The sequence below is a fragment of the Streptomyces sp. NPDC002785 genome (assembly GCF_040295565.1).
Classification (GTDB): Bacteria; Actinomycetota; Actinomycetes; order Streptomycetales; family Streptomycetaceae; genus Streptomyces.
Window position 1 is genome coordinate 1 of sequence record NZ_JBEOVN010000046.1, and the last position, 19,151, is coordinate 19,151.

Consider the following 19,151-nt stretch of genomic DNA (forward strand, 5'->3'; position numbering starts at 1 on the left):
CTCATGGAAGTGGTATGCGACCGTGTCGTCGTCGATTTCGCTGAGCGATCCCTCCTGGGCGCGCAGCGCACCGGCGAAATAGCGGAAGTGGTCGATGGCCAGGGGGATGTCGGCGGCCAGGGTCTCGCGTACCGGCTTGCCGTTGTCCCAGCTCTCGGCGACCGCCAGTTCCTCCAGGTGCGCCTCCATCCGGTCGGCGATCCTGTTGAGGACCGAGGCACGGTCGCCTGCCGCGGTGGCTCCCCATGCGGGGGCCGCGGCGTGTGCCGCGTCCAGGGCCCTTTCGACGTCCTCGGCACTTCCGCGGGCGATCTCGGTGAAGGGGCTGCCGTTGACGGGGCTGGGGTTCTCGAAGTACTGGCCACGAACGGGCGGGACATACGCGCCGCCGATCCAGTGGTCGTAGCGGGACTCGTACGAGACGATGGCGCCCTTGGTGCCCGGCGCAGCGTAACGGGTCATCTCTGTGGCCTCCGGATCCGGTGCCGCCCGCCGTTGGACGGCCCTCGGCGTGAGGGTAGGCAGTGCGACGTTGCAACCCCGTTGCGTGGGCTGCGGGGAGCGGCTATCGCTGCTCGACGTCCAGCGCCCTGGCCCTGGCGAGGAGTGCGGGGCGCTGTCCCGCGGGTACGGCCGCGGCGAGCGCCTGCCAGACCGCGAGATCGTCCTCGCCCCATGGGCTGTACGCCCAGTCGGCCAGCAGCCCCGGGTCACCGCGTGCGATGAGTGCTGCCCGCAGCTGCTCGTCGAGCCGGCGCCGCAGGCGGATGACGGCTGGCGCCTGCGAGCCCGGTAGCAGCGGACCCGCGTAGGCGCTGAGTGCCGCGGCCACCGCGCCGGATGCCAGTCTGCGCGCCACCGTGTCGAAATCGGCGTCGACCGGCGCGGAGAGACGGTAGGGGCGGGAGAGCAGGAGTTCGGGGCCGAGCAGTCGCCGCAGTCGGGAGAGTTCGGCCCGCAGCGTTACCGGGGTCACCGACTCGTCCTCGTACAGTTCGACGAGGAGTTCGTCGCCCCCGAGGCCTTCGGGATGGCGGGCCAGCGTCACCAGGATCTCGCTGTGCCGCCTGCTGAGCGGGATCTTGCTGCCTTCCGCGACGAGCAGCGCCTCGTCCCGGCCCAGCGCACTGAGCTGTACGGTCTCCCCGGCCGGCGATGGTGCGAGGAGCGCGAGCTGCGATTCCGCGGCGCGTGCCACCGCCTGCACGAACGCCAGGCTGTGCGGATGCGCGAGCCGGTCCCCACCGGTGATGTCCACGGCGCCCAGGACCCGTCCGGTGCGCGGGTCGTGGAGCGGCGCCGCCGCGCAGGTCCACCGCTGGACCGGCCGCAGGAAGTGCTCGGCGGCGAAGACCTGCACCGGCCGGTCCACGGCGATGGCCGTACCCGGCGCGTTCGTCCCGGCCACGGACTCGGCCCAGCGGGCGCCCTCCACGAAGTTCATCCGCCCCGCGGCCCGTCGGGCCATCACGTGTCCTTCGACCCACAGCAGTCTGCCGTGCGCGTCGCAGACCGCGAGTAGATGTTCGCCGTCCGTCGCGTACGCGCTCATCAGCTCACGGATCAGCGGCATGGCGGGGGCCAGGGGATGCCCGTCCCGGTACGGCCCGAGGTCGTCCGTTCCGAGCTCCACCAAGGCCGCACCGTCCGGGCTGACCCGGGCCCGGGCCGAGCGCCGCCACGACTCACCGACCACCGGACGTACCGGCCGCTCCAGCCGTCCGGCCGTGGTGAACACCTCGTGTGCGTGCAGCAGTTGGCTGTGCCGTTCACCGGCGTCCGTATCGGCTGCCAGGGCCACCCAGGGGTCCGTCAACTCACCCTCCCGTCCAGGGGCGTCGTACACACCCCATCGTGGCCGCCGTCGACGCCTGCGACAACCGCGGTGCGGAGAGTGATCGGACGCGGTGGCGAAAGGCGCTCAGCCGGCCGAGTAGAGATTGACGAGACGGATGTAGCGCACCCAGTCCCAGTTCGGACCGGGATCGGTGTGGTCGGTGCCCGGGACCTGGGCATGGCCGAGGATGTGCGCACGGTCCTTGGGGATGCTGTAACGGTCGCAGACCGACGCGGTCAGCAGCGCCGACTTCTCGTACATGACGTTGGTGAAGTACGAGGGCTGGTCCACCCAGCCCTCGTGCTCGATGCCGATGCTGCGCGTGTTGTAGTCCCAGTTGCCCGCATGCCAGGCGATGTTCTGCTCCCGGACGCACTGGGCGGCATAGCCGTCCGCCGAGCGCACCACATAGTGTGCGGAGACCTGCTTCGCGGGATTCTGGAAGATCCCGATCGTGCTCGGAAACGTCTCCTGGGTGACATGGATGATCACGAACTGGATGGGATAGGCCGAAGGGCGGGTCGACGCCGTGTAGTTGGACGTGGACGCGGGTGTCCAGTGGGCGAGTGGATAGTCGGTTTCGCCTGCCGCCGTGGAAGTGGCGGCGCGGGCGGAGGCCGGGATCAGTGCGGCGGCCGCTGTCGCGGCGGCGCCCTGCAGAATCCTTCTGCGGTGCATGAACACTCCTGTGCGGGAAGGGGGTCAGGGGCTGGACAGCAGTGTTGCAGTCTCCCGCAGATGGCGGTGGAGTCCGCGATGGGGATCACCTGCGGGCAGCCACTCCTTGCGGATCTTCGCCACACAGGTGTAGTTGGCGTCGCGCACATTGGCCAATGGCGCCTCGCCGGCCTGGCCGACCAGCTGATAGGCATCGAGTTCGGACAGACCGTAGTCGCGCGCCAGCCACTGCACCAGGTCCAACTGCGAGATGCGGAAGGCGTCTTCGAGTGGACGGGCGGAGCCGGTCGACATCAGGTGGGTGTCGGACTCGATCCGCGGCCACGGTGTCGTGACTCCTTTGAGCAACTCGACCAGGACCACCGTGTTCATCGCGCACTCCACGGCGACCCCGCAGGTCTCGCCCTCGCCCTGACGGGCATGGCCGTCCCCGAGACTCAGCAGCGCACCTTCGACATTGACGCCCAGATAGCAGGTCACGCCTGCCCTCATCTCGGGTGTGTCCATGTTCCCGCCGTGCGCGTCGGGCACCAGCGCGGACCGTACCTCCAGATTGGCCGGCGCCACCCCGACCGTGCCGTGCATCGGATCTATCGGCAGCTTCACCTGGATGCCGCTGTCCCTGGCGCTGAACAGACAGGTGCGGCGCGCCCGGTCGAGCTGCCACATCCATACCACCTCGGGCAGCGGAGCCTGCAGCGACGCGGTGGTGTGCGTGGAGGTGAGCGCCCCGAACAGTGGAACTGTCGTCGAGGCGGCCCAGTCCCTGGCCGGTTCGACGGACACGAAATGCACCGCGACCGTGTCACCGGGCTCCGCACCCATCACATGGAAGGGACCGGTCTGCGGGTTGAGGAAGGGGAACTCGCAGACCTCGGACACCAGGTCCTTCTCGGAACGTACCCGGCCGGCGAAGCAGTCCTCCGTATACACATCGAGGAACGTCCCCGGCTCGATACGGGCGACCGGCGCCGCTCCGCCGAAGGTCCAGGCGTAATCGCCCTCCTTGGGGCGGACGGTCAGAATACGGGGGTCGTTCATCGCTGCACTGCTCCTGTCTCGGGCTCCCTGGCCGGCCCCGGGGCTTCGTCAAGATGGATCCGTCCGGTCTGTGCCACCCGCTTTGGATGTCTGCGCACCAGCACCACCAGGACAACGATCCCGATCAGCATTCAGACACCGACCACCGGACCGGCGTACGAGACGGGCGCACTCAGCTCGGAGACGAAGTCGAAGGCCGGAATTCCTGCGGCCGTCAGCAGCGCGGGAACGAACGCCGCGATGCCCAGTACCGGGAAGAGCAGATGGAGTACGGGGTTGAACGCGTCGCGCCGTCGTCGTAGGAAGTACCCCGCGCAGGCCAGATTCACGATGACGTACACACCGGTGATCACCGTCACGATCACGGTGGCCAGCAGCACGAACGCAGTCACCGGGTCGTAGGCGAAACCCAGTCCGAGCGCCACGCCGACCGCGATCACGAACTGCACGGCCACTCCGGTGACGGGGGAGCGGCGGCGGGGATGGAGCCGCGCGAAGGCCTGCGGGAACACCCCGATGCGGCCGAGGGCGAACGCCGTCCGGGTCGACACATTCGCGCACGCATTGGCGTTGGCCACGGTCGAGTTGACCACGGCCAGGAAGAGCAGCACCCAGAACAGTCCGAACGAGGCGCGGGCCACGCCGTCCCACGACGCCGCCCCCGAAGCGCCGAATCCGGCGAAGTGGTCCGGTCCGAAGTGCACGGACATCGCATAGGTGGTGAGCACGTACACCAGGCCGATGGAGAGCGCCGCGCCGAGCACGGCACACCGTACGGGCGTCGCGCGAGCGGCGGAAGACGGCAGGAGCTCGAACTCAGGTGCGTGGGTGGTGGAAGCCGCCGGATCATGGACGCGGACGACTCCGGCACAGGGACCGGGCCGCCGAGAGAAACCGGGCGCGGAGCTGGCGAACGGGGAACGCGTGCTCAACTGCGCGCGCTCGCCTTCTGAAGCCGGGGTCGGCAGCGCTCTCGTATGCGAGTACGGGGTCAGCCGTGGAGCGGGCGCGGCAGCTTCAGCAGCGTCACCGACGTCTCGATGCCGCTGTCGACCAGGCGGCCGTCCGCGTCGAACGCCTCGGCGCCATCGGTCATCCCGAAGTCGTTGTCGTTGATCAGAGCGAGCGTGTCCCGGCCCGTCACCGCCACACCCTCGACCTTTCCGGGCACGCCCGCGACCTTGCCCAGGTCGACGACCAGACTCTTGCGGAGCACCGGCACGCCCGACGCCGACGGGTTGGTGAGCTCCTCGTACGAGGGAGACGTCGCCGGGTCGTCCCAGGCGGAGCCCAGGATGCCGGAGCCGTGCGGAAGCGTCACCCGGTGCAGTCGGGCCGCCTTGTCCGTGCGCTCCTCGACCAGGATGCCGTCCCGGCCGACCGCGACAACCGAGGAGATCTTCAGCTCGGAGGTGTCGTCCTCGCTCGGGTCCACGACATCCACCGCGTCGAACCGGTAGGCGTACTCCGCCGTGACCGCACGCTTCTTCGTCGAAAAACGCAGCAGCCGCACATTGCGCGACGACTCGCCCGCGTCCAGGTCGGGCAGAGAAAGCGGGCTCTGCACCGCAAGCACCAGATCGCCGCCCGGCAGCAGGGCCAGCCCCTCGAAACCGCGGTTGATCTTTCGGTGCAGGAGTACACCCGGCAGTGCCTCCACGACCGGATAGTCGGCGCCCGTCAGCCCGAGCCCCTGCGGGACGTAGCGGGTCAGCACCCGGCCGCGGGCGGAGACATGCACCAGCGAGGGGCCGTACTCGTCCACGAGCCAGAAGGTGCCGTCGGCGGCGCGGACGATGCCTTCGGTGTCCAGGCCGTTCGGGTCGTACGCGAGCGGCGTCTTCGCGTCGTACGTGTACGGGGCCTCGTCGCGGCCCTGCTGGTTCGGCAGACCGGTGACGGCGGCGCCGGACCGGGTGGTCAGGGGAATGGCCCGCAGCACCTGGATGTGCTTGCCGCTGACTCGTACCTTGACGATCGCCGGGTCGAAACCGGGGACCGGGAAGGTGCGACGCTTCTTCCCGTCGATCTTGATCTGGCCGTTGGGGCCGCGGTCCGTCACCGTCCAGAACTCGCCCTTGCGGCCCGCCGGATAGATGTCGCTGCCGATACCGCCGAGCATCACACCACGGTCGTCGGCAACCGTCCCCGGGAGCAGCCCGTTGCTGAACCCCGCCAGCGGGACGTCGCCGAGCACGGCGCTCCCGGTGACCCGCACGGTGCGTTCCGGACGCTCGTGCCGGTCCTGCGCGCCCGTTGCCGTTCCGGCGACACATACCGTTGCGAGCAGGGCGAGCGGCAGGCCGACGGCAAGAGAGCGACGGGCAACACGCGTGGACATGGGGCCTCCTGAGGCACAAACAGCTCGTACGGCCGCCAGACTCCGCCCTCTCGTTCAATGCATGGTGACATCGAGTTGAACGCAAGGGCAGAACACGACGACGAGCGGGGGCCGGCCGTCCTGCCCGGCCCCACCCGTTCGCCGCTGAGCGGCCCCAACGACGACCTCAGCCGTCCGACACGCCTGAACCTCCCAGCGCCGCCGCCGGATCGTCGTCCGCCGGACCTGCCGGATACCAGAGCCCGCTCTTTTTGCGGTACGGCCACCAGCGCCCGTCCCGCCCGTAGCGCAGCTGTACACCGTCTTCCACAGCGGTCCAGCGATTGCCCGCCGCCCGCAGCCGGGGCTGCTCTCCCTCTTCCCACGCCTCGGCGAGCCGGGCCCTGGCCCTGGCCCTGGCCAGGGACTCCGGATCCGGCGTCCACTCCTCGTCCAGCACGGTGAGCGCAGCCGCCCCGCCGAACTGCCAGGCACGCACCGCCGCATCGAGTTCGGCTCGCGGCCGCCCCGATCCGGCTGCCAGACGTGTCGCGCCGGGCGTCCGCGACCAGCCGTACGGCATCCTGGCGCGGCGTCAAACCAGCTGGCAGCGGCTGCTGTTCATGGCCGGGGGACAGAGCGTCCGCCAGCATCCGGTGGGCGCGCGCCGCACTGTCCGTCGCCAGTATCTCCAGAACCGCCGGATCGACGCCGGGTTCCGGTTCGGTCTCCGTGTCCAGCGACGGCGCAGGGCCGGGCTCCGCGGGCAGCGGCGGGGGAGCGGGCAGCGGGGGCAGGATGTCCCGCGCGGCGAACGCCTCGTCCGCTCGTACGCCGCGGTGCTTCGTCTTCGCATGCGGGGGCGCGGCGAACGGCGGCTCCTGGTGTTGCTGCACCAGGCCCTGGTCAACGCCCGCACCGTGCTCCCGGCACCCGCTTGGGAACGGCGGTGGGGTGACGCTCACGCTCGGTTTGAAGACCTGCAGCGGAAAGTCGGCCCAGGCGCCTGGCAGCAGGCCCGCACGAGGATCACCGACCTCGACCGCACCATCATCGACAATCTGCTGAACGGATAGCTGAACCCATGACGGCTCCCCTCGAAGCCGACCCCTATCTGCTGCCGCTGCCCGGAGCGGACACCCCGGTCTTTCCCGCTCACCTGGTCATCGCCCGCCACGCTCATCTCAACAGCCTTTACAGCGATGCGATTTGGCCTCTCGCGCCACTCATCGACGACCCCAGCATGGAACGTGGCCGGCTCGCCTGGGCCTCCTGCCCCGAGGACTTCCGCGAGGAGCTCAGGCTGATCACCTGGACATTCTTCAACGGCGAACTTCGCAACACCTTCGTACGCGACCGAGGCAATCGCATGCGGACCCGCCTTGCACCCGGAACCGCCCGAAACACGGTCTACCAGTGGTTGGGGATGGCCGACTGGCTGCACAAGCAAGGCCTCACCAGCTTCGCGGAGTTGAACCGCGACACGTTCAGCCGCTACGCCGCGCATCTTCGCGAGACGATCGCTACGCGGGGTGCCGTGAGGAATGCCCTGACCGCCGTGACACGGCTGTGGGCATTCGACCAGCTCAGCGCACGGCCGATCGAAATCCGCCGTCCTCCGTGGGACGAGGAAGGCATGGACGACTACCTGCCCGCAGCCTCGCCCCGCGGCCCGGAGAATGCGCGAGAGCCCCTGAGCGAAGAGGTCATGGGCCCGCTCTTGATCTGGGCCCTGCGCCTGGTGGACGACCTGGCCGACGACATCATCGCCGCCCACGAGGAGACTGTCCGCCTCAGCCAGGCGGCCCTCACACAACCCAGTACCCCCGAGGGCCGGAAGTCCCTGCGCACCTATCTCACCGGGCACCTCGTCGACCGACGCCCGCTGCCCTCGACCCGTCAGAACGGGAAGACCGCTCTGGCCCGGCAGTACATTGCCGGTGTCACCGGTGCTTCCCTCAAGCAGGTCGCACTGGCCTACCGGGACCGCGGACTCGGCGCCCTGGTCGCCGCCGATCCTGGTCCCTGCCCGCTGGATGTCACGGCCACAGGGCGGATCGCCGGCCGCCCCTGGCGCTCGCGCATCGACTACACCGAAACCAGCGAACTCCTGAGGCACCTGATCACGGCCGTGTTCATAGTCTGCGCGTACCTGACCGGCGCCCGCACTCAGGAAGTGCTCGCGATGCGCTCGGGCGGCTGTCCTGATCCAGAAGATGGGCAAGGGCGACACTTGATGCGCATCCAGCCCGAAGACATCGACGAGTCTCTCGATGACGAGGATGAGCTGGACGACGATCTTGACGACGAGCCGCATCTGCTGATCCGCAGCAGGCACTTCAAGACCGCCACCGACCCGGACACCGGCAACTACCTTCCCAGCGGCGCCGAACGAGCCGTCCCCTGGGTCGCCATCGCCCCGGTCGTCAACGCGATCAGAGTCCTCGAGCGACTCGTCCCCGAGGGCGACCTGCTCTTCGGCGCTTCCGTCCACAACCGGACCCACCCCAACACGCGGACAGGCTCGCTGATTGTCGACACCATTCGGACCCGGATCGAGGACTTCGTGACCTGGGCCAACGCGGAAGCCGACGCCCATGACCTTCCAGGAGAAGTGATCCCACCCGACCCGCACGGGAAGATCGGACTCGGACGCTTCCGCCGGAGCCTCGCCTGGCACATCGCACGCCGACCAGGAGGACTGGTCGCCCTCGCCATCCAGTACGGCCACATGCGCACGGTGCTGAACTCCGACGAGTCGGGCCGCTACGGCAGCCGCAGCCGCTCAGGCATTCACCAGCTCGTCGACGTCGAGACCGCGCTGGCCACCGCTGACGCCGCCGCCGACCTGGCTGAGCGATTCGAGGCCGGCGAGGGTATCTCCGGTCCCGCGGCCCGCCGCGCTCTCCTCCAAGCCACCACCGGCCCGATGTTCCAAGGCGGCCTGGTCAAAAGCGACTTCCCCGTGAAACACACACTGGCCCGCCGCCACCTGGCTCGGGACGGCAGCGTGCTCTACGACAATCCCCGAGCCCTCCTGCTCTGCCTGTTCAGAAGCGACAGAGCCCCCTGTCAGGAGGACGGCCGACTCTCCGAGCCCATCCTTGACCGCTGTGTCCCGAACTGCGGAAACATTGTCCGGACCGACCGGCAAGCAATCGCGCTTCGCGAACGGGCCCAGCAGTTGGAGATTGAAGCCGACCACGTTCCCGGTCCGCTGGCAGACCGCGGTCTCGCGGCAGCCCAGCAGTTCCGCGACCAAGCCGACGAACACGACCGCACCCGCTTCACTGTTGAGGACACCACGGCATGAGCCCGGCACCCGACGAACGCGACCGCATTCGCGCCGCCATGCACCGCATCCTCGACGGCACCCCTGAACGCTCCAACGGAGCGCTCACCATCGTCGCCCTCGCCATCGAGGCCGATGTTCCCCGCAACGCCCTGACTCAGCGGCACACCGACCTCAAGAACAAGTTCTACGACCGAGTCAGGGCCCGGGGCGGTACTCCGGATGCCGAAGTCCGGCTCCGCAGGAAGATCTCCGACCTCAAGACCACCATCGCCAACAAGAACAAGGAGATCGTCCGGCTTCGCGACGATGTCCAGGGATTCCTGGCGGAAAACACGCGACTGACCCTGGAGAACGAGGAGTTGCGGGACGTGCTCAGCGGGCGCCCGAGCAACGTCACTCCGCTGCGGGCGGGACCATCAGGTAGCCGGTGAGCGGTAGTGCGGGACAGTATCCCGCACTGCGAATCCACTACAGCCTGGTGGTCGCCCACCCGTCCGAGGCGAACCCCTCGGACGGGTAGAGCAGGTCGCAGACTCCGTCGGTCTCAGTCTGCAGGAACCGGTAGCCGGCTCCCTCGGTGGATCACGTACGACGCAAGCCGGAGGGCAGGACATCAGGCTGAGCAGGGAGATCAGGGCTACGCCGGTGCGCACGTTGACGGCGCGTTGGGGCACTTGTGCGCCCGCGGCGACGGGCCGGGCGCCGCGTCATCAGGCGGGCTGGGCGGTGATGGTGCAGAGGCGTTTGGTGGCCCGGGTCAGGGCCACGTACAAGTCCCTTTCCCCACCGGGGCGGGCCGTGATGATTTCCGCGGGGTTCATGACGACGACCCCGTCGAATTCCAGGCCGCGTGCTTCGGACGCCGGCACGATGCGTGCGTGGTGAGCGATGCCCTGGGCCGTCAGCTCGCTCACCCTGGTGTCCGCGCAGATCACTCCCAGAAGCTCGCCCGGGTGCGCGGTGCTCTGGGCGCGGAGTTCCTCAACGACGGCGGTGACCAACCCGTCCTCAGGTGTGGTCACGGTGCGAGGGCTCTCACCGCTTCGCAGTGACCGTGTGGGTTTCTGGTCCGGAGCGATCCGCGTGAGCAGGTCCCGGACGCTCTCCAGGATCTCCTGCGTGGTGCGGTAGCTGACGGTCAGGTTGTGCAGTTTGAACCGCGGTCCGACGTGGGGGCTCAGTGCTTCCTTCCAGTCGCGTGCTGTCGCGACCGGGCCTGCCTGGGCGAAGTCACCCACCAGCGTCATCGCCCTTGCCGGGCAGCGTCGGACGATCATCCGCCACTGCATGGCGGTCAGTTCCTGCGCCTCGTCGACGACGACGTGCCCGTACGTCCGCTCTGGAGGGCCGTCGACCAGGCTTGCCGCCTCGTCCAGCAACGGCACATCGGCATCGGTCCACGGGTCGTCCGGACCGCGCAGCAGAAGGGACCGCTCCTGCGCGGTGAGGCGGGGCAGGCGCTCGGCGAGAGCGCCGGCGTCCGTCAGGAGCGCCTTCACGAGGTCACCGGGTACCAGCCGCGGCCACAGCACCTCGACCGCTCGGTCGACGCTGGCGTCGTCGAGGAGATCGGCTCGGATGGCATCCAGGTCCAGCTCGTGGGCCGGGCCCGGGTCGGCCGCACCTTCGGTACGGCGCTGGGCGGCTCCCGTGAACCGGTCGAGGTTCAGGCCCGTCATCCTTTCGGCATCGGCGTCGATCTGCTCCAGGAGGTCGCCCATGTCTCGTTGCATCGCGTCGGTGACGGCGTCGACCAGGAGCTCTTTGAACACCTGGCGCGCGGGGTTGTGCCCTTGTGCGGCCGCCACGGCGGCGTTGCGTGCCGTGGCGACTTCCTCGTCGGACAGGTGAACCAGTTCCTGTCCGACTCGCACGGTGAAGTCACCGGCGGGGGCCTGGTGGGCGCGCAGCAGGCCGGCTAGGGCGTCGGCGAGGTCGGAGCTGCCCTTGAGACGCGCCGTGTCGAACGGGTCCGCCGTGTCCGGGGACACTCCGGCCAGTTCCCGGCAGGTCGCCAGATCGACGTCGTTCTCTCCGAGCGAGGGAAGGACCTGGGAGATGTAGTCGAGGAACCGGGCGTTCGGGCCCACCACCAGGACACCTTCCTCCGCGGCGCGCGGGAACGCGTACAGGACGTAGGCCGCCCGGTGCAGGGCGACCACCGTCTTGCCGGTGCCGGGCCCGCCCTGCACCACGGTCACCCCGCGGTGGGAGGAGCGGACGATCTCGTCCTGCTCGGCCTGCAGCGTCGCGACAGCCGCGTGCATCTGGCCCGTACGCCGTGCCGACAGAGCCTCGGTCAACGGGCCGTCCCCCACGGCGTCCTCGTCGGTCGGCGGGGTCCCGTCCAGCAGTTCGTCGCTCACCGAGACGACCGTGCGCTCCTCCAGGCGCAGGTGCCGGCGCCGGCGCAGATCCATCGGGTGGACCGGCGTCGCCTCGTAGAAGGGCCGCGCCGCGTTCGCGCGCCAGTCCACGAGCAGAGGCAGGTCATCCTCCTCCGTATGCAGTCCGATCCGCCCGATCCGCAGGGCCGTGCCGTCCGTCCAGTCGATGCGCCCGAAGACCAGCCCCTTTTCGGCGCCCTCCAGCCGACCGATCTCCTTGGCCAGACGCTCGGCGGCGATTTCTCTCTCGTATGCCTCACCGGCGCTGTCCGCCGGAGCCTTCAGCACACTCGCTCGGTTTACTTGCGCCTCGGAGAGCCGCTCGGTGAGCAGCTCATACAAGGAGGACACATAACCCTGCTCCGATTCAACCGCACGCACAGCAGAATCATTCATGTTTGACAACAAGGGCTCCTTCGATTCGAGCTGTACCATACGGTCAAAGTTCCCTAAAGGTAAGTCTTGACTTACTTGTTGCATCTATGTCCTTGCGGCTGACCGAATTTCGTGTCATGCATTCCGCCGTTCCCCATATGGCCAATTACGCTCCCGGTGCCCGCCTGACTCGTGGGCGAGCTTGCCTTGAATGCCGGTGATGTTTTGCCGCACTCGGGAAAAGGGGGCAGCAAATCCACCGGAAAGGTTCGTGGTCGCGTCACAGGCCGGGACGGGACTGGCCTACATTCCAAAGCGGGACACCGGCGGCCGCCGCGATCCGGTTGTGCGACGCGGCGAGTTGGGTGATGTTCCCGCTGCCGCGTGCGGCCTGGATGGCCACGAGAGCTACGTGTTCGTCATCGGGACGCGAACGGCTGTGCTGCCTTCCGCGCCAACTATTGCCCGGACCTCAACGACTCAACATGCTGACTTGACAGGGAAGATCAGTGTGATGGTCTTGCCGAGCCCCATGTCGTCGGCGAGACAGCCACCGAGGCCGAGCGAGGTCATGGTGTGCAGCCAGTTCAGGCCACGCAGCTGGTAGTCGCGCAGCGTTGCGGCGAGTGCCGGGGGCTGCCCTGCCGTCTGCCGCTCACCCTGTTGTCCGCCGGATTCCGGGTCGGCCACCCGGCGGCGCAGCTGTTCCAGCCAGCCGGTGGCCCGGACATCGACACGGCGGCCGTCGACCTCGGTGGAGCCGGTGAGTACTGCTCCGGGCGCATCGATCGGAGTGACCTTGCGGTCCTGGGTCTCGCGGGCGCGCCGTGCCTCCTCGGGGTCGATCAGCACCCACTGGTCGCGCAGCCGCACCACCGGCCTGTTGGCCTCGGCCAGGCGGTCCAGCTCGGCGCGGCTGAGCCTCTGGTCGCCCAGGGCGAACCACCAGTTGAACGTCAGCAGCGCATCGGCCGACAGGAGCGGCGGTGTGTCCGAGCCGGTGCGGTCGAACCCCCGGCGCTCCTGGGTCTCCCCGTCGTCGGGCGGACCGATCACCGCGCGCGCGGTGAGCTTGCGGGCCAGTTCCTTGGGCCAGTGGACCTGGACCCCGGCCACGGCGAGCGCCCGTCCGGCGGGGCCGAGGAGTTCGCCGAGCTCCTCGTCGGCCGGTTCGATGGAGTCGGGCACGGCGGCCGACAACAACGGAGTCAGCGGTGGCCAGGCACGGGCGGCCCGGCGCAACGCCAGCAGGGCATCCATCCGGGCCCGGGGCCCGAAGGCGGCAGCGGTCGGCGCGGTACCCGCCCAGATCTCGGGGGCATCGGCGACCAGTGCCGGATCGCTGACGCTGTGGATCTGCAGGACGACACGGAAGGACGGCCCGGCGGTCGGCTCGCCGTCCTCGTCCTGGGTTGTCAGCCCCGACACCTCCACCCGCAGCGAGAGCCGGACGCCCGCATCGTGCCCGGCCGCGACATCGGTGGCCCAGGCCCGTTGGCCGGGCAGATGCTGTGGTGCGTCGACGGCGAATGCCGGGCTGCCGGTGGCGAAGGCCGCGGCGCGGGTGCGCGGCAGGCCGTCCGCCACCGCGTCGAGGAACGCGCGCAGCAGCTGCTCGGGTTCGGGCAGCAGCACGGGCTGCGCGGTTCCGTCGAGCGGCACCGCATGGGCCAGGGGCGGCATCGAGGCCGCGAGCGTACGGATCCGCAACTGATCGTCGGCGGTCAGCGGCCCGGCCCGCCAGGCATCGTGATCCGTCGCACTCAGCCCCGGCAACAGCAAGCCACGGGCGGCGAGTTGCAGAGCGAGGAGCGCGGCGGCGCCCCAGAACGCGGCGGCGCCGGAGGCATGCGCCGAGGCCCGTGCCCGTGTCAGTACGGGCAGCGCGTCCCGGACCGGAAGCAGCAGCGCCGGTACGGCATAAACCCGTGCGTCGGCGCCGACGACGGCCAGCTCCTCGACGGAACCGGGAGCATCGGGCGGACTGCTGCCGTCCGGATACCAGAAGGCGATACGGCCGGTGCGAGAAGGATCCGCGGGCAGGAAGACCACGGAACAACCGGAGAGTGCGGAGATCTCGGAGAGCGTTGCCGCAGGGAGACTGTGCACAGCGATGCCGAATTCCTCAAATTTGACTAGTGGGGTCGGGTCGCCGAGGGTACCCCACCGATACGTACCCCCGTGAGCGGAATCGCCGTGATCCAGCCCACTTTCGGAGGGCTCGGCCGCCCCACACGACTGCTGGGCACGACTGTGCGTCGCGCCCCGGGGTGTAGCCGGCACCCCCCTGGGGGAGGGGGCTGACCCCCGGAAATTCCGGGGTGGTGGCGTCATGGTTGCCGCACCTCTGGTCACCGTACGTTTCTACAGGTCAGCGCAGCTTTTCAGAGACCGGAGACCTCATGCCCCAGGCCGTAGCCACCGCCGTGGAAGGCACCCGTGACGGTGCGGGAAGTGCTGTAGACGCCGGCGGTACCGGAACCGCCCAGAGCCAGGGAAGCGACTTCGCGCCCCTCCTGCGTGCGGTCAAGGGGCAGGGACTCCTGGAGCGGCGCACCGGCTGGTACGCGACGGGCATCGCCGCCAACCTGGTTGCCCTGAGTGCCGTGCTCACCGGCGTGTTCCTCCTCGGCAACACCTGGTGGACCCTGCTGCTCGCACTGCCACTGGCGGTCTTCTGGTCCCGCACCGCGTTCGTCGGACACGATGCTGGACACGCCCAGATAACCGGCGACCGCAGGGCGAGCCGGGCCGTCGGCCTCTTGCACGCCAATCTGCTGCTCGGCATGAACGAGGCATGGTGGAACGACAAGCACGTACGCCACCACGCCAACCCCAACCACATCGACAAGGACCCGGACGTCGGCGTCGGTGCCCTGGTCTGGACCCAGAAGCAGGCCGCCCAGCGCGAAGGCTTCGCCCGCTGGCTCACCCGTAACCAGGCCCGGCTGTTCTTCCCGATGCTGCTCCTCGAGGGCATCGCGCTCAAGATCTCCGGCTTCCAGTACCTGCGGCAGCAGCCCGCCCGGGAACGCGCCCTCTCGGCACTGCTCCTGGTCGCCCACCTTGGTCTCTACGCAACACTGCTGTTCACCGTCATGTCCCCGGGGAAGGCCGTCGTCTTCGCGCTGGTGCACCATGCGCTGTTCGGTCTCCACCTGGGCATGGCCTTCGCACCGAACCACAAGGGCATGGAGATGCCCGATCCCAACGGCGACCGCTGGGGCCACCTCCAGCGTCAGGTCCTCACCTCGCGCAACGTACGCGGCGGCGTCCTCACGGACTGGTTCCTCGGCGGGCTCAACTACCAGATCGAGCACCACCTCTTCCCGAGCATGCCCCGCCCGCATCTGCGCCTGGCACAGCCCATGGTGCGCGCCCACTGCGAGGCGCTCGGCATGCCGTACGCGGAGACCGGACTGATCGAGTCCTACCGGCAGGCACTCCAGCACATGCACGAGGTCGGCGAACCCCTGAGGTGAGGACTCCGGCCGGCTGGAACCGATGGGCGGGCACAGGCGTTCTCACAGCAGGAGCGGCTTCGGGCCGCGAAGGAGGCGTGGACGATGTCGAACAGCGCAAAGATCGCCCTCGGGGGAGTCGTTGCGGCAGTCATCCTGATGCCGTTCATCGGATTCTGGCTGTCGCTGCTGGTCCTGATCGGAGTTCCGGCGGTCGCATATCTGCTGCTGGATCCCAGTCAGCGACGCAGGCTCCGCAGGATCACCCGCAAGGAAATAGGCCGCTGACCGCATGCTGACAGACAGGGGGGCTCCGCAGTGAGCGGGAAAGTGACCGCGGTGAGCAGGAACGAGGAGTATTCGTTCACCAAGCCGAACCGGAAGAGTGTCACCCTGGTGGCCGGGTTCGGCGTGGACGGAGACGTGCACGCGGGAGCCACGGTCAAGCACCGGTCCCGCGTTGCACAGGATCCCACCCAGCCGAATCTGCGCCAGGTTCACCTCATCCACGAGGAATTGTTCAGCGAATTGCGGGCAGCCGGTTTCGAGGTCGCCCCGGGCGATCTCGGGGAGAACGTCACCACCAGCCGTGTCGATCTCCTCGCCCTGCCCGTCGGTACTCTGCTGCACCTCGGCGACGAGGCAGTCGTCGAGGTCGCCGGCCTGCGCAACCCGTGCCTGCAGATCGACAATTTCCAGGACGGGCTCCTCAAGAAGGTCGTCGGTCGGGACGAGGCGGGCCGGATCGTGCGCAAGGCCGGGGTCATGGGCATCGTCGCGGTCGGCGGAGTCGTCCGGCCGGGCGACCCGATCGAGGTCGAGCTGCCCGGCGGGCCGCACCGGGCGCTGGGGCCCGTGTAGCCCGCAGCGCTTCTGAGACGTGGTTGGACCGAACCACGGTCGGTGACCGGTGACCGGTGACCGGTGGCCGACTGTCGGCCTTCTGCCGAGTACCGAAAGCCGCGCTCAGGCCGGCCGTACGGCGAGCGCGTCCAGTGCCTTCAACAGGCTGGGCAACTGCGCGCCGCGCTTGACCGGCAGCACCTCGCCCGGTTCCTCGTCCAGCAGGATGAAGGCGATGTCATCGGTCCTGGCGACCAGTGACCAGCCGGGGCCGTCGGCGCGCAGCATTCGGGCGTCGCCCGTGGCGAAGGACGACCGGACGCGGCCGGGCGGCGGCGGGGTGTCCGCATAGGCGCGGGCCTCCGCAAGCGCCCGCCGTACACCGGTGTGCATTCCGGCAGGTGTGTCCTTTGCGAGGTTCTCGGGGGTGGCGCCGGGCCCGTCGCTCTCGTTCTCGACCTCGGCTCCAGCCTCGGTCTCGCCCGCACTTCCAGCCGCAGAGTCGGCCTCGGCCTCAGCTTTAGGCTCAGCCTTTGCTGCAGCCTTGAACTCGTCGGCGTCCTGGTCCTCGCCTTCGGACCCGGTATCGGCGACGCTACCGTCCTTCTCAACGTCCGCGACGGCGCCGTCGCTGTCCTCGCCCCCGGCGCTGTCCGCCCCGCCAGGAGGGATGAAGGCCGTCGCGTCGTCGATCTGCTCGCGCCAAGCCGCCCACTGGTGTGCTATCTCGTCCGCGCCCATGCGCCGCTGGGCAGGCCCCCACGACTCCGTGTCCGGCGGGACCAGCGGCGCCGGATCGGTGCCCCCGGCCCCCGGGTCCGGCAGTGGATCGTGCGGGGCGGCCACGCCCGGAGCGGCGACCCTCACCGCGAGGGGCCAGCCTGGCAGCGCGCAGACCACCGAACGGTCCTCGGGGGAGAGGTCGTACTCCATTCCGCAGTCCCAGGCCGCGATCGCGACGGCGACCAGCGACACGTCCTCGACGACGACGGTCCAGCGCGCACCACTGCCGTCCTGGCCGAGGACCAGCCCGTATCCCTCGGCGTACGGTTCGAGGGCGAGCGCCGCACACGCGGCGGGGTAGTCGTCACCGAGCACGCTCGGGAACTGCGCTGGTGTCAGCAGCACCGCGGTGAGCACGTACAGTTCGTCGTCGGCGACTGTGTCGCTCGTCCCGGCCACGGCACCCTCCTCGTCCGTCCTGGTTGTCCGTCGGCGCACCTTAGCCAGTCGGTAACCCACTCGTCGAGGCCCTGACAAGGGAAGAAGTGGTCCAGACATGGGGCTCGCGGTCGTCAACGTAGAGTTGGACATTCGACCGAGGTAAGGGGGCAGCACGGTGAAGCGGTACGACCGGCTGAAGGAGATCCAGCGCCTCGATCCGGAACGGGACTTCCTCCGGATCTACCGGATCACGGCAACCTACGAATTCCCCTGGGACATCACCCGCGCCCTCGAACTGGCGCTGTATCGCACCTATGCCGTCCCCAGCATCGGCCGACTCCTCGCAGAGACCGCAGAACTGACGGACCGTGCGCAGAAGCGCTACGACGACACCGCACTCCTCCTCGACACCGTCGTGGAGCACGGCTTCGAGAGTGACCCGGGGCGCACGGCCATCCGCCGGATCAATCAGATGCACCGGAGCTACGACATCGGCAACGACGACATGCGCTATGTGCTGTGCACCTTTGTCGTCACCCCGAAGCGGTGGCTGGACAGCTACGGCTGGCGTCGGCTGTCCGACCACGAACTCCGGGCGTGCGCCACCTATTACCGGACCCTGGGAGCCCATATGGGCATCAAGGACCTGCCGGAGACGTACGAGGACTTCGAGCGCACCCTCGACACCTACGAGGCCGAGCACTTCGGCTGGGACGAAGGGGGACGCCGCGTCTCCGACGCCACGCTGGACCTGATGGGCTCCTGGTATCCGAGCCCCTTCGCCGCCATTGCGCGGAAAGCCGCCCTCGCCCTCCTCGATGATTCGCTGCTGCGTGCATTCCGATACGAACGCCCGGGCTCCGCAGCTCGTCACCTCACCCGCGGCGCACTGCGCCTGAGAGCGCGGGCCGTGCGACTGCTGCCGCCACGTGCCACACCGCACTACGCCCGGCAGAACCCGGAGATCAAGGGCTACCCGGACGGCTACGAGGTTTCCGGCCTCGGTACGTTCCCCACCCCGGGTGTCCGCGGCTGTCCGGTTCCGCACAAGCGGCGCCCCGACGCTCCGGCCGACTGAGCGGGAGCGGAGAGGCTCGCGGGTCAGAGCGACCGTACGGCAAGGGCGAGAAAGCGGTCGTCCTCATCGGTGTACGCGTCGAGCCGCCAGCCCGAACGCTTCAGCAGCGGGCGGAGGTTGTGTTCGGCGCGCAGGTCGTCGTCCGTGACGCGGCGGCCGTGGCGCGTGGCCAGGGCGGCACGCCCGATGGGGTGGAAGAGAGCCAGTTGCACGCCGGGCCGCACCACCCGCGCCAACTCCGCGAGGTCCGTTCCGGGATGCGACAGATGGGAGCTCAGCCCGGCCGCGAACACCGCGTCGAGGGACTGCGACTGCAGGGGAAGACGGGCGACATCGGCGAGGAGCAGTGCTCCGCTCCGGTCACGTCCCGCCCGTACCGCCGACTCCAGCATCGCCGCTGTGAGGTCCACGCCCAGGACCGTGCCCCGAGGTTCGACAGCCGCGCGCAAGGCGGGCAGCGCCCGGCCCGTACCGCAGCCGGCGTCGAGTACCGCGTCACCGGGGCCCAGTGCGAGGGAGTTGACGGCGGCGGCGTAGGAGGGCCCGTCGTCGGGAAACCGGCTGTCCCAGTCTGCAGCGCGGGCTGTGAAGAAGTCCTGGACGTGTGTGTGGTCATGGGCCATACGGACATGATCGCGTAGTGGCCACCGGAGCGAAACATCGGGAAATGCG

Annotated in this window: 15 protein-coding genes and 2 pseudogenes; 6 read left to right on the top strand and 11 right to left on the bottom strand. The window is 69.2% G+C overall.

Going from position 1 to position 19,151, the window contains the following annotated elements; translation table 11 throughout:
- The 7 genes and pseudogenes from ABTZ94_RS14105 to ABTZ94_RS14135 form a co-directional block, all read right to left on the bottom strand.
- Positions 1–462: aldehyde dehydrogenase family protein (locus tag ABTZ94_RS14105; protein WP_351200829.1), on the bottom strand; the 462-nt coding region annotated here is incomplete at its 3' end.
- 103 nt (positions 463–565) lie between these two features.
- Complete coding sequence (locus tag ABTZ94_RS14110; RefSeq protein WP_351200831.1) at positions 566–1,816, bottom strand: GAF domain-containing protein; 1,251 nt, start codon at positions 1,814–1,816, stop codon at positions 566–568.
- A gap of 105 nt (positions 1,817–1,921) precedes the next feature.
- A complete protein-coding gene (locus ABTZ94_RS14115; RefSeq protein WP_351200833.1) occupies positions 1,922–2,515 on the bottom strand; it encodes an N-acetylmuramoyl-L-alanine amidase in 594 nt (197 codons plus the stop codon).
- Between the two features lie 24 nt (positions 2,516–2,539).
- Positions 2,540–3,556 carry an acetamidase/formamidase family protein gene (locus ABTZ94_RS14120; RefSeq protein WP_351200835.1) on the bottom strand — a complete coding sequence of 339 codons (1,017 nt, stop codon included), beginning with the start codon at positions 3,554–3,556 and terminating at the stop codon, positions 2,540–2,542.
- 131 nt (positions 3,557–3,687) lie between these two features.
- Complete coding sequence (locus ABTZ94_RS14125) at positions 3,688–4,320, bottom strand: APC family permease (protein ID WP_351200837.1); 633 nt, start codon at positions 4,318–4,320, stop codon at positions 3,688–3,690.
- A 227-nt stretch (positions 4,321–4,547) separates the two neighbouring features.
- Complete coding sequence (locus ABTZ94_RS14130) at positions 4,548–5,897, bottom strand: esterase-like activity of phytase family protein (RefSeq protein WP_351200839.1); 1,350 nt, start codon at positions 5,895–5,897, stop codon at positions 4,548–4,550.
- A 166-nt stretch (positions 5,898–6,063) separates the two neighbouring features.
- Positions 6,064–6,712, bottom strand: a pseudogene (locus ABTZ94_RS14135) (SWF or SNF family helicase); the annotation flags it as partial.
- 248 nt (positions 6,713–6,960) lie between these two features.
- On the opposite strand from ABTZ94_RS14135, the gene ABTZ94_RS14140 reads away from it, so the two are divergent.
- Together ABTZ94_RS14140 and ABTZ94_RS14145 are read left to right on the top strand one after the other, a co-directional pair.
- Positions 6,961–9,189 (top strand): site-specific integrase, encoded by a 2,229-nt coding sequence (locus ABTZ94_RS14140; RefSeq protein ID WP_351200841.1) that lies wholly within the window; start codon positions 6,961–6,963, stop codon positions 9,187–9,189.
- Positions 9,186–9,602, top strand: a complete 417-nt coding sequence (locus tag ABTZ94_RS14145) for a hypothetical protein (protein ID WP_351200843.1) — start codon at positions 9,186–9,188, stop codon at positions 9,600–9,602. Before ABTZ94_RS14140 ends, ABTZ94_RS14145 begins: the two co-directional genes overlap by 4 nt.
- A 279-nt stretch (positions 9,603–9,881) precedes the next feature.
- Here ABTZ94_RS14145 and ABTZ94_RS14150 read toward each other — a convergent pair whose 3' ends face one another.
- Both ABTZ94_RS14150 and ABTZ94_RS14155 read right to left on the bottom strand, forming a co-directional pair.
- Positions 9,882–11,954 carry a HelD family protein gene (locus tag ABTZ94_RS14150; RefSeq protein ID WP_502967240.1) on the bottom strand — a complete coding sequence of 691 codons (2,073 nt, stop codon included), beginning with the start codon at positions 11,952–11,954 and terminating at the stop codon, positions 9,882–9,884.
- A gap of 483 nt (positions 11,955–12,437) precedes the next feature.
- A pseudogene (locus ABTZ94_RS14155) lies at positions 12,438–14,042 on the bottom strand (SNF2 helicase-associated domain-containing protein); the annotation flags it as partial.
- 293 nt (positions 14,043–14,335) lie between these two features.
- Here ABTZ94_RS14155 and ABTZ94_RS14160 point away from each other — a divergent pair.
- The 3 genes from ABTZ94_RS14160 to ABTZ94_RS14170 all read left to right on the top strand — a co-directional run bounded on the left by ABTZ94_RS14160 (position 14,336) and on the right by ABTZ94_RS14170 (position 16,255).
- The gene (locus ABTZ94_RS14160) at positions 14,336–15,415 is read left to right on the top strand and encodes a fatty acid desaturase family protein (protein WP_351200847.1); all 1,080 of its coding nucleotides are present in this window, start codon (positions 14,336–14,338) and stop codon (positions 15,413–15,415) included.
- 84 nt (positions 15,416–15,499) lie between these two features.
- Complete coding sequence (locus ABTZ94_RS14165; RefSeq protein ID WP_351200849.1) at positions 15,500–15,682, top strand: tail-anchor membrane protein; 183 nt, start codon at positions 15,500–15,502, stop codon at positions 15,680–15,682.
- 42 nt (positions 15,683–15,724) lie between these two features.
- Entirely contained in the window at positions 15,725–16,255 is a 531-nt protein-coding gene (locus ABTZ94_RS14170; RefSeq protein ID WP_351200887.1) for an MOSC domain-containing protein, read from the top strand.
- A gap of 105 nt (positions 16,256–16,360) precedes the next feature.
- Here ABTZ94_RS14170 and ABTZ94_RS14175 read toward each other — a convergent pair whose 3' ends face one another.
- Positions 16,361–17,419 carry a hypothetical protein gene (locus ABTZ94_RS14175; RefSeq protein ID WP_351200851.1) on the bottom strand — a complete coding sequence of 353 codons (1,059 nt, stop codon included), beginning with the start codon at positions 17,417–17,419 and terminating at the stop codon, positions 16,361–16,363.
- 157 nt (positions 17,420–17,576) lie between these two features.
- On the opposite strand from ABTZ94_RS14175, the gene ABTZ94_RS14180 reads away from it, so the two are divergent.
- Positions 17,577–18,479 carry an oxygenase MpaB family protein gene (locus ABTZ94_RS14180; protein WP_351200853.1) on the top strand — a complete coding sequence of 301 codons (903 nt, stop codon included), beginning with the start codon at positions 17,577–17,579 and terminating at the stop codon, positions 18,477–18,479.
- A gap of 23 nt (positions 18,480–18,502) precedes the next feature.
- Here the strand turns inward: ABTZ94_RS14180 and ABTZ94_RS14185 are convergent, their stop codons facing one another.
- On the bottom strand, positions 18,503–19,102 hold the full coding sequence (locus ABTZ94_RS14185; RefSeq protein WP_351200855.1) for a class I SAM-dependent methyltransferase: 600 nt from the start codon (positions 19,100–19,102) through the stop codon (positions 18,503–18,505).
- Positions 19,103–19,151: the final 49 nt, after the last annotated feature.